The sequence below is a fragment of the Mesorhizobium sp. M5C.F.Ca.IN.020.29.1.1 genome (assembly GCF_003997375.1).
Taxonomy (GTDB): domain Bacteria; phylum Pseudomonadota; class Alphaproteobacteria; order Rhizobiales; family Rhizobiaceae; genus Mesorhizobium; species Mesorhizobium wenxiniae.
Genome location: NZ_RZSW01000181.1, coordinates 1 through 10842, shown reverse-complemented (window position 1 = coordinate 10842; position 10842 = coordinate 1). Strand labels below are relative to the sequence as shown.

The following is a 10842-nucleotide window of genomic DNA, read 5'->3' as shown; positions in this document are numbered from 1 at the left end:
ATGCCATCCTCGCCTATCACGTGGAAGAAGTGGTCGCGGCGCTGACGCCGGAGGAGGATGCGGCGCTGATGACCGACCTGCTCCAGATCAACGAACGGCTATACCGCGAAGGCTCCCTTGGCCCGGCAGCGCGGCTCGGGGCGACACAAGACGCGTGTACCTTGCGCGGGCCGGGCGCCGGAATGGTCATTGACGGGCCTTTCGCCGAGACCAAGGAGCAATTGTTGGGACTATACGTCGTCGATTGCGCCACGCGTGATGCAGCGATCGCGATTGCGCGCGACCTACGCCGCGTCAATCCAACCGCCGTCTACGAAATCCGCCCCATTTCGCTGTATCTTCCCGGCGTGCCGCTTTCGGCTACGCAGTCTTAGACCGCCCGTCGAGTCTTCGAGCGACTACCCTCGCCCGACATACGGCATCTTCGTCGCCATCACGGTCATGAACAGCACATTGGCGTCGAGCGGCAGGCTGGCCATATGGACGACGGCATTGGCGACCTGCTGTGCATCCATCACCGCTTCGGCGGCGATGGAGCCATTGGCTTGCGGCACCCCGACCGTCATCGCCTGCGCCATGTCGGTCAAGGCGTTGCCGATGTCGATCTGGCCGCAGGCGATGTCATAAGGCCGGCCGTCCAGCGCCAGCGTCTTGGTCAGCCCGGTAATGGCGTGCTTGGTCGCGGTATAGGGCACTGAGCCCGGCCGCGGTGCGTAAGCCGACACCGAGCCGTTGTTGATGATGCGGCCGCCCATCGGCTGCTGCCTGCGCATGGCGCCGAAGGCGGCGCGGGCGCACAGGAACGAGCCGGTGAGATTGACCCCGACGACTTCGTTCCACACCTCGACGGGGATCTCGTCGATCAATGTCGACTTGTAGCTTGTGCCGGCATTGTTGAAGAGCAGGTCGACACGACCGAAAGCCGCCGCCACGGTCTCGAACATCTCGTCGACCTGATCGGCCTTGCTGATGTCGCAGGCGACCGCCAGCGCCTTGGCTTGTGTCGATCCGGCGTCGTCGATCGCTTTGTTCAGCACCGGCTTGCGGCGTCCGCAGAACACCGTGTTCCAGCCGGACCTGAGCAGCGCCGTAGCGACGGCTTTGCCGATGCCCGTGCCGGCGCCGGTGACGATGGCCGTTTTGTAGTTTGTCATAACTGTCCTCCTACAGCGCCGCGTGTCCGCAAGGACGCTATAGCAGCTTGATTTCGAGCAATTTGATTTTGTGCATGATCGCTTCCAAAAATCGATTCCGATTTCGGGTTATGCGCCAGCCGGCTTCAACAAAAGGGCGGCCATTGGCGGCCGCCCTGATCTGAACCGGACTTGGGAGGAGGAAAGCCGATCCGACTACCTAAAGTTATGCGCTTCCTAGGTAAACGAGACATTAACGCGAGAGCGGCGCCCGGATTGCCGCCTTCCGCGGCCCTGAAGCCTACCAGCGCGAGCTGGCGGCTGCCTTGTCCGACTCCGGCGCCCCTGACTCCGGCACCCCTGACTCCGGCACCTTTGCCGCCGGTGCCTTTGCCGCTGACACCGTCGCCTCGACATGGTCGACCAGTGCGTCCGGCAGCCCGAGGCGGCCGGCGAGCAGATCGAGATAGCCGCGTTCGGAACGCGTATCCGGATCGATGGTGAGGCGCGAGGCGGTGTAGAGTTCGAGCTTCTGCGCGTCGGTTTGGGCGCCGGCGACCAGCGTATCCAGGTCGAGCGGCGTTTCCAGCTCCGACATCAGGAACTTCTCCGCGTCGGAGCCGATGCCCGAGAGGCTGAGCTTGCCGGCGATCTTTTGCCGTTCGTCGTCGTCGATATGGCCGTCGGCCTTCGCCGCCGAAATCATCGCCCGCACCAGCGTCAGCGTGAATTCGTCCTCGCCTTGCGGCGCTTGCGAGGGATGGAAGCTGGTGTCGGCGGGCGGCGGCAACAATTCCGGCGAGCCGGCTGCGGCCGTTTCCGCAGGCGCCTTGCCGTTCTTGTAGTTCTGGTAGGCCTTGTAGGCGAGACCGCCGATCATGGCCAGGCCGCCGAGCTTCACCGCAGTGCCGGTGACCTGACGGCCAGCGCCGGTTCCGAGCAGCACCGCGGCCAGTGCGCCGGCCGCCAGCGGATTGTCCTTGGCCATCTGCACCGCCTGACCCCCTTTGTCGCGGACGGTCGACCCCGTTCCGGGAATTTGCGAGCCGAGCAGATCGTCGAGGAGCTTCTTGGGATCGAACATCAATGCCTCCAGAATTGGCCCAGCCGAACGTGGACGGGCGGGTTTTCGGACGTTGAAGAGGTAGGCCCCGCATATTGACATTACAATGACCGATGAGCGCTTTGCCAATGATGGCGGAAACGAGATGATGTCAGGATCTGCCGTCCTAACGCATCGGCCCGAAAGGCAATGTGTTGCAGCGTAATTTGTGCGTCCAGCGGACGCACGTCGCTCTAACGTCCGATGTGCGGAGCCCTGTCTTGCGCTTCTGCAAGCTCGACCTGGCGCTGACGCTCGGCGTAGCGCGCGCGATCCTCGTCGGAACGGGCATCGAAGCAATGCGGGCATGAGATGCCGGCGGCGTATTTCGGCGATAACAGGTCCTGCCAGATCAGCGGATGCCGGCAGGCGCGACACAGTTCCGCCTCACCCTCGACCAGCCCGTGCGACACCGAGACGCGCTCGTCGAAGACGAAGCACTCGCCCTGCCAGAGGCTCTGTTCGGCGGGCACCTCTTCGAGATATTTCAGGATACCGCCCTTGAGATGGAACACATCCTCGAAGCCGAGCGACTTCACATAGGCCGTTGCCTTCTCGCAGCGTATGCCGCCGGTGCAGAACATGGCCACCCTCCGGCCGACGAGCTCGGCCCGGTGCTGCTCGACCCAGGCCGGGAATTCGCGAAAGCTCGTCGTGGCGGGATCGACCGCGCCCTTGAAGGTGCCGATCGATACCTCGTAGGCATTGCGCGTGTCGATGACGATCGTGCCCGCATCCGAGATCAATGCGTTCCAATCGGCCGGTGCCACATAGGTGCCGGTGCTTGCCGCCGGATCGATATCCCTAACGCCCATGGTGACGATCTCGCGCTTCAGCCGCACCTTCATGCGGTGGAACGGCGTCTGCGCGGCGCTGCTGTACTTGACCTCGAGACCGGCAAGACCTTCGATGGATTGGAGATGATCGATGAGCGCGGCGATGTCAGCTTCGCTGCCGGCGACCGTGCCGTTGATGCCCTCATGCGCCAGAAGCAGCGTGCCCTTGATATTGCGTCCGTAGCAAAAGGCGGCGAGTGGTGCGCGCAACGCCTCGAAGCCGTCGAGCGGGGCAAACCTGTAGAGCGCGGCAACGCGGAAAGGTTGATTGGGCAGTGTCATCGCCGAAGCCACTAAACGCTCATGAAAGCCGATTCAAGGCTGACGCGTGGATCAGCCTCTCCCTGGTGGCTTTGACGGCCGGTGCTGACGGCATTGCCGGCAGTGCGTGACATCGCGACACGCTTCGTTTCGTGGACAGAAAAACGGCCTTCTGCTAACCGGTTGAACGGATCAATACCGGAGAGACGACAATGCCCAGCAAGACCGAAAAGCTCCTGTCGCTCCTCAACGGCCAACCGGTAATCCCGGTGCTGAAGATCGCCAACGTCGCCGATGCCGTGCCGCTGGCGCGTGCCCTGGCGCGCGGCGGCCTGCCAGCGATCGAGATCACGCTGCGGACAGCTGACGCGCTGGAGGCGATCCGGCTTGTGGCAAGCGAAGTCGAGGACGCCCTCGTCGGCGCCGGCACCATTCTGGACGCCCGCCAGTTCGGCGAGGCGGCAGCAGTCGGCTCCAAGTTCATCGTCAGCCCCGGCATCACCCGCGAGCTTCTGGCGGCGGCAAAGGACAGCGACGTTCCGTTGCTGCCCGGTGCCATCACGCCGGGTGAGATCATGGCCGCCCGCGAGGCAGGCTTGCGTTTCCTGAAATTCTTCCCGGCGGAACAGTCGGGCGGCATCGCGTCGCTCAAGGCATTCGCCTCGCCGCTGGCCGATGTGCAATTCTGCCCGACCGGCGGCATCACCGGCAAGAACGCCGCCGACTATCTGAGCTTGCCCAACGTCATCTGCGTCGGCGGCTCCTGGGTGGCGCCGGACGATTTGGTCACGGCCGGCAGATGGGACGAAATCGAGGCGTTGGCGCGCGCGGCGAGCAAGCTCGGGCGGTAGAGAAACTCTTATCCCCAAGCGGACTGGCTGCATCCGGCGTTTGTTTGCGAACAGCAAAAAGCCGCGCGGGTTTGTCCGACGCGGCTTTGTTTTGCTTGGTCGATCCGCTACTTGGCCTGGAAGCGGGCTACCGACATGAACTTGACGGCATTGCCGGTGAACCGGTTGGCGTCGGCCAGCTGATCGTTCGGCTGGAAGCCCGCGGTGTAGACCTCGGTCGGCGGCGTGTGCACGATATTGTAGGCATAGCGCGGCGCCGTCGTCGCGCTGGAGACGGTGGCGACATTCTCGCCGCTGTTCAATGCCCAGCGCGCGGCCTTCGGCTCGGCCGCGACCACCACGGATTTGGGACCAGGCTTCAGGTCACGGGCGGTTGCCCTGGCTGCCTTGCGGGTGGTCTTCACACCCGCACCGATCGCCGCGGCCGGATCCGAGCCGGCCGGACGGGTAAAGACAGCCTCGCGCGGCGATGCGGCATTGCCGTTCGCCGCATCGCTAAGAATCGAGCTCGGCTGGGAGAGCGAAGCGACCTGGTATTCGTCGGTTGCGCTGACCCGCTCGAGGACGGCCTTGACCGCATCGGATTGAACCTGGTCCGTCTGGGCCAAATCGGGCCGCTTCAAGTCGGGCCGGGTCAAATCAGGCTGGGCCAAGTCAGGCTGCGCCAGATCGGGCCGAGCCGACGGCAGCACCGGGAACGCATCGGTAGCGGTCTTGCCGTTCCCGGCCGTATCCGCCAGCGCCAGAAGCACATCCTTGTCCTGCGGCGCAAGGTCGGCCGCTGCAAGGTCGGCCGGCAGCGAGTGATCGGGACGCCAGGTCGGCAACGGAATGTTGTTGGCGGCAACCTGCGCCGCATCGGCGACAGCGGACGGCTCGGCCATGCCGAAGGGAGCGCTTGCCGGCGCTTGCGCGGTCGCCACCGCCTGTTCAGTGGTGGCAGTGGCATCCGCCACGCCGAACGGAACGTTTTCGGGCGGCTGAGCGCCGACATCGGTCTTCGGACGCGGGGCGAAATCAGGCAGCGGCACACTGCGCGCCGGCAGCGCCGCGATGATCGTTTCCGGCGTGTCCTCCTCCGGTTCCGGAGCACGCGCATCGGCGATTTGCGGAATCTCGGCGCGCTTCGCATCCTGAGGCGACACGATGGCAATGCCCGGAAGCTTGCTGTTCTTGGCGGCCGGCGCCGGCTTCGCGGTCGCCAGCTTCACGCTCTTTGACTTCGGCGCTGGCGCGGCTGCCACATCGGCGCTGTCATCGGCCTCGTCTTCACCGCCGCCGAAGAAAGCCGCCAGCAGACCACCGGACTTTTTGAAACCGCCACCTGCGCTGGCCAGTTCGATGGCGGGAGCGCCGGCGCCCTTGCGCGCCTTGTAGGAGGCGAGCGCCTGTGAATAGCCGGGCAGCGGCTTGCCGTCGCTCGGCACATGCAGCGTCTTGCCATTGGGGAACACACGCGCCAGTTCCTGGCGGCTGATGCCCGGCCAGTGGCGCACATTGCCGACATCCATGTGGACAAAGGGCGAGCCGGACCTCGGATAATAGCCGACGCCGCCGCCCTGCATCCGCAGACCGATGTCGCGCAGTTTCTTCAGCGGCACGCCGGGAATGTAGAAGTCCATGGCCTTGCCGAGCATATGCTGGCTTTTCTTGGCGACGCCCCTGCTGCGGCTGCGCAGCATCGAGTTGGTGGACGACGAACGATAACCGCAAACGACCTGGATATAGTCGGTGGCACCGCTCTGCCGGTAAGCCTCCCAGACCAGGTCCAGCAGGCGCGGATCCATCTTGGTCGGCTCGTTGCGGCGCCAGTCGCGCAGGATGACGTTGATCTTTTTCAGACCCGCCTGGTCGTAGCGGCCGCCGCGCTTGAAGACGATCTCCGCCTTCTCTTTGGTGTGGAGGTTATAGAGTTTCAGCGAACGTGTCTGGGCGCTGGCGCCGGTCGCAGCCGCTGTAAGGAAGCCAAAGGCGAGAATCACTGCTGCCAGCCATCTCGGCCAGACGCTCATGTGATAATGCCGCCCGTTTGTGTGTCGTTCGACTTTGTTCAAATCAAAAGGCCTTGCAGGCTGCCGTTTGTCCCCGGATTTGACCAACGGATGCGGTGGTGTTCGCATCCGAATATCGATCCTAATGGTTAATCATCGCTTATTGAAGCCGAAATGCGGTAACACCGTGGCAATATCCCGTCAAAAATATTGCGCGGGGTTTCTTGGTAAACTGCTGGTTTAGATCATGTTTCGGCCTTTGCCTGAACACGATCTGTTACCGGCTGCCTCAATGCGTGAACACTGCCGGCAAGCGCGTCACCCCGACGCGCGTCACGCCCGGTCGATGACTGTCGATTGTCCTGGTGCCAGGCTGACAAGCTGGTCCGGACTTGCTTAGTCAGGAAGCAAGCCGGTCGATACGGCCTGTTTCCGGATCGATGCCGTACTCCTTGAGCTTCCTGTAGAGCGTGGAGCGGCCGATGCCGAGGCGGCGGGCAACTTCGCTCATCTGGCCGTTGTAATGGTCGATGGCGAGCTTGATCATTTCGAGTTCGACGTCGGCCAGCGCGCGCACATTGCCGCGTTCGTCGAGTGCCCGCAGCGTGCCGAATCGGGGCTGCGGCCTGGCCGGCGGATCGAGCTCGGTTGCAGCGATGCCGTTATCCGCCGGCACGTCCTCGCCAGGCGGCTCGATGACCAAAGGCGACGCGTGCAACGCGCCAGCCGCATCGAGGTTGACGGTGCCCTCGACCTGCGCCCGGATCTGCGGAAACTCCTCTTCGGTCAGCACATCGCCTTCGCAAAGCACCGAGGCCCGGAAGACGGCGTTTTCCAGCTGCCGGATGTTTCCCGGCCAGTCGTAGGCCTGCAGCATGGCGAGCGCCGCAGCCGAAATGCCGTGCAGGCGGTGACGTGGATCGGTGGGCGCAACCTTCTCCAGGAAGTGCTCGACCAGATAAGGGATGTCGTCGCGACGATCGCGCAGCGGCGGCACGAAGATCGGATAGACGTTCAGGCGATAGAACAGATCCTCGCGGAATTTGCCGTCTTTGACCTGCTGCAGAAGATTGCGGTGTGTCGCCGAGATCAGCCTGATGTCGACCCTGATGGTCGAACGCCCGCCGACCGGATCGACCTCACCGTCCTGCACGGCGCGCAACAGCTTGACCTGCACGTCGAGCGGCAGGTCGCCGATCTCGTCGAGAAATAGCGTGCCCGAATGCGCTTCGACGAACTTCCCGGTGTGTTTTTCGATGGCGCCAGTGAACGAGCCCTTCTCGTGGCCGAACAGGATCGATTCGACCAGATTGTCGGGGATGGCGCCGCAATTGACGGTAACGAAGGGTTTGGAGCGGCGATCGCCGCTGCCCTGGATGGCGCGCGCCACCAGTTCCTTGCCGACACCGGATTCGCCCTCGATAAGGATCGGGATGTTGGACGCGGCCGCCTTCTGGCCGAGACGGATCACCCGGTCCATCGCCGGGCTGTGCGTGATCATGTCCTTGAAGGTCAGATGGCCGCCGCGCCGCCGCGACGTGCGCTTCACTTCGCCCTCGACCGCCTCGACCTTGAGCGCATTGCCGATCGATGCCTGCAGCCTGTCGGGAGATGCCGGCTTGACGACGAAATCGAAAGCACCATGACGCATGGCCGAAACGACGGTCTCGATGCCACCCTGGGCGGTTTGTACGATGACCGGAACTTGGATGCCGCGCTCACGCATCGCCTTCAGCACGCCGATGCCGTCGAGGCCCGGCATGACGAGGTCGAGGATGACCACCGACACGTCGCGCGCGTTGGGCCCGTCGAGCGCGTCGAGACCGGCCTCGCCGCCATCCGTGATGATCGCGCTGTGGCCGAATTTCGTCACGGCCGCCTCGAGCAGCCTGCGCTGCACGGGATCATCATCGACTATGAGTATGGAACCTGTCATGACTGGTTCAACGATGCTCGCCCAATATGCCCACCCAAGGGAATCCGCCCTATGGATCATCTTGGCACAGGGTTCTAAATAAGGTTTCAAAAAACCCGGTGAACGAATTCCTTAGGATTTGACCGGCTTTCTCATACCCATTTGAATCTTTGAGTCTGGCCGCTTGGGTCCTGCAATCTGGAAAGTATCGGCAATGCGCATGGTTTTTGGTCGGCAGCTTGCGGCGGCAGCGTCCGGTCAGGGCGCGGCAGAGCTTGGCGACCTGCCGGAATGGGATCTCGCAGATCTCTATTCGGGGATGGACGCCCCCGAGCTGAAGCGGGACATCGCCAGGGCGGCGGCCGATGCCATCAGCTTCGAGAGCCGCTGGAAAGGCACGCTCGCAGCCGAGGCGGAGCGTGCCGACAGCGGCAGGCTGGGCGAGGCACTTGCCGAATATGAGGCGCTGGAGGAATTGATCGGCCGGATCGTCTCCTATGCCGGACTGATCTATGCCGGCAACACCGCGGATCCGCAGCGCGCCAAGCTCTATGGCGACATTCAGGAGAAGATGACCGACGCCAGCGCGCATCTTCTGTTTTTCGCGCTCGAACTGAATCTCATCGACGACGCCGCGATCGAAACCGCGCTTGCTGCCGATCCCGCATTCGCTCACTACCGGCCGTGGGTGCTCGATCTGCGCATGGACAAACCCTACCAGCTGGAAGATCGCGTCGAGCAGCTTTTCCATGAGAAGTCGATTACCGGACGCGGCGCCTGGAACCGCTTGTTCGACGAAACGATGACCGATCTGCGCTTCGACATCGATGGCGAGGAGCTTACCCTGGAGCCGGCGCTGAACCGCCTCCAGCACGCCGATGGCGAGGTGCGCCGCCGGGCCTCTGAAGCGCTGGCCGCAACCTTCCGCAAGAATCTGCGAACGTTCACGCTGGTCACCAACACGCTGGCCAAGGACAAGGAGATTTCCGACCGCTGGCGCGGCTTCGAGGACATCGCCGATTCTCGCCATCTCGCCAACCGCGTCGAGCGCAACGTGGTGGATGCGCTGGCCTCAGCCGTTCGCGACGCCTATCCGCGTCTGTCGCACCGCTACTACCAGATGAAGGCGCGCTGGCTCGGCATGGAAGTGATGAATCACTGGGACCGCAACGCGCCGTTGCCGGAGACCCCGCAAGCGATCATCGGCTGGGACGAGGCCAAGAACACGGTGCTTTCCGCCTATCAGCGCTTTTCACCTGACATGGCGGAGATCGCCCGGGTTTTCTTCGACCGCAACTGGATCGACGCGCCGGTAAGGCCTGGCAAGTCGCCGGGCGCCTTCGCGCATCCGACCGTGCCGTCGGCGCATCCCTATGTTCTGCTCAACTACATGGGCAAGCCGCGCGACGTGATGACGCTGGCGCATGAGCTTGGTCACGGCGTGCATCAGGTGCTGGCTGCAGGCCAGGGCGCGCTGATGGCCTCGACGCCGCTGACGCTGGCCGAGACCGCATCCGTCTTCGGCGAGATGCTGACCTTCCGTTCGCTGCTGGACCAGACCACGGACAAACGCGAGCGCAAGGCCATGCTCGCCCAGAAGGTCGAGGACATGATCAACACGGTCGTGCGCCAGATCGCTTTCTACGAATTCGAACGCAAGGTGCATGCCGAGCGCAAGAACGGCGAACTGACATCCGACAGGCTCGGCCAGTTCTGGCTGGAAGTGCAGGCGGAAAGCCTCGGGCCGGCGATCAAGCTTCGCGACGGTTACGAGGTCTTCTGGACCTATATTCCACACTTCATCCATTCGCCCTTCTACGTCTACGCCTATGCTTTCGGCGACTGCCTGGTGAATTCGCTCTATGCGGTCTATCAGAATGCCGAGCGTGGCTTTCAGGAGAAATATTTTGCCATGCTGCGCGCCGGCGGCACCAAGCATCATTCCGAGCTCCTGGCACCCTTCGGCCTTGACGCCACAGACCCTTCCTTTTGGCAGATCGGACTTGGCGTGATCGGCGGGCTGATCGACGAGCTCGAAGCTTTGGACAATTGACGCACAGCGCTGAACATCCGGGGCTGACAGAACAGTTTAGCCGCAATGCATATTGAGACCATTCTATTCTTGCCCCTAAATATCTGTTCTTAAATAACTCTCCGTGGAATTTTTCCGTTAGCTTTCCGGAAGCTGTATGATAGCGTCCCGCCTCAAGCTCAGTCGGGCGCGGGGCTCAGGCCAGGAAAAAAATCTTCGGTCCGGTCACGGCTTCGGCAAATGCGACAGCGGCCGTTGGCCATGGCAGGAAAAGCCGGTCGCCGACAGCTCGATCTAAGCCGGCTGTTCCGCGAACAGCGGAGCCACCATTGAATGGTCCTTGTGCCAAGGTCACCACTCCAGGCCACGGCAGATGGATCGGACTGGAGAGAAAGACAATGGGCACTTTTTTCTACATGCTCCTGGCGTTCCTGGTAGGTGTGTTGGTTGGCTGGTTCATCTGGGGACGCCTGCGTGGCGAGCTCGACAGCCTGCGCGGTGACATGGACCGCACGCGCAGCGAGCGCGACAGGCTGCGCGCCGACGCCGACCGCCTGACCGGCGAGCTGGAAGTATGCCGCGGCGCCCGCGCCGACCTGGAGCGCCAGTTGGGCGAGGCACAAGGCACCAAGACCGGTGCGACAAAGGCAGCAATCCCGGCGCCGTCGGCATTGATGGCGACATCCGCGCCGGCCAAGACCGCGCCGGCCAAGTCGAAGAC

General features: G+C 63.3%; 8 protein-coding genes and 1 pseudogene. 4 read left to right on the top strand and 5 right to left on the bottom strand.

Features of this window, described 5'->3' with window-relative positions; all coding sequences use genetic code 11:
• The coding region (locus EOA85_RS16265; RefSeq protein WP_164759695.1) for a YciI family protein at positions 1–374 on the top strand (374 nt) is incomplete at its 5' end.
• 24 nt (positions 375–398) lie between these two features.
• Here the strand turns inward: EOA85_RS16265 and EOA85_RS16260 are convergent.
• From EOA85_RS16260 to EOA85_RS16250, 3 genes are all read right to left on the bottom strand, one after another.
• Positions 399–1154 (bottom strand): SDR family oxidoreductase, encoded by a 756-nt coding sequence (locus EOA85_RS16260; RefSeq protein ID WP_065007579.1) that lies wholly within the window; start codon positions 1152–1154, stop codon positions 399–401.
• A gap of 280 nt (positions 1155–1434) precedes the next feature.
• Positions 1435–2217, bottom strand: coding sequence for a tellurite resistance TerB family protein (locus EOA85_RS16255; RefSeq protein WP_245485809.1), 783 nt, complete (start codon positions 2215–2217; stop codon positions 1435–1437).
• A gap of 212 nt (positions 2218–2429) precedes the next feature.
• Positions 2430–3353: a rhodanese-related sulfurtransferase gene (locus EOA85_RS16250; RefSeq protein ID WP_127210330.1), complete on the bottom strand. Its 924-nt coding sequence runs from the start codon at positions 3351–3353 to the stop codon at positions 2430–2432.
• A gap of 191 nt (positions 3354–3544) precedes the next feature.
• On the opposite strand from EOA85_RS16250, the gene EOA85_RS16245 reads away from it, so the two are divergent.
• On the top strand, positions 3545–4183 hold the full coding sequence (locus tag EOA85_RS16245; protein WP_127210328.1) for a 2-dehydro-3-deoxy-phosphogluconate aldolase: 639 nt from the start codon (positions 3545–3547) through the stop codon (positions 4181–4183).
• 107 nt (positions 4184–4290) lie between these two features.
• Here the strand turns inward: EOA85_RS16245 and EOA85_RS16240 are convergent, their stop codons facing one another.
• Positions 4291–6195, bottom strand: coding sequence for a DUF882 domain-containing protein (locus EOA85_RS16240; RefSeq protein WP_127210326.1), 1905 nt, complete (start codon positions 6193–6195; stop codon positions 4291–4293).
• Between the two features lie 379 nt (positions 6196–6574).
• Positions 6575–8110: a sigma-54 dependent transcriptional regulator gene (locus EOA85_RS16235; protein ID WP_127210324.1), complete on the bottom strand. Its 1536-nt coding sequence runs from the start codon at positions 8108–8110 to the stop codon at positions 6575–6577.
• 193 nt (positions 8111–8303) lie between these two features.
• Between EOA85_RS16235 and EOA85_RS16230 the strand changes: the two genes are divergently transcribed.
• Positions 8304–10142 (top strand): M3 family oligoendopeptidase, encoded by a 1839-nt coding sequence (locus EOA85_RS16230; RefSeq protein WP_164759694.1) that lies wholly within the window; start codon positions 8304–8306, stop codon positions 10140–10142.
• A gap of 377 nt (positions 10143–10519) precedes the next feature.
• A pseudogene (locus EOA85_RS16225) lies at positions 10520–10842 on the top strand (proton-conducting membrane transporter); the annotation flags it as partial.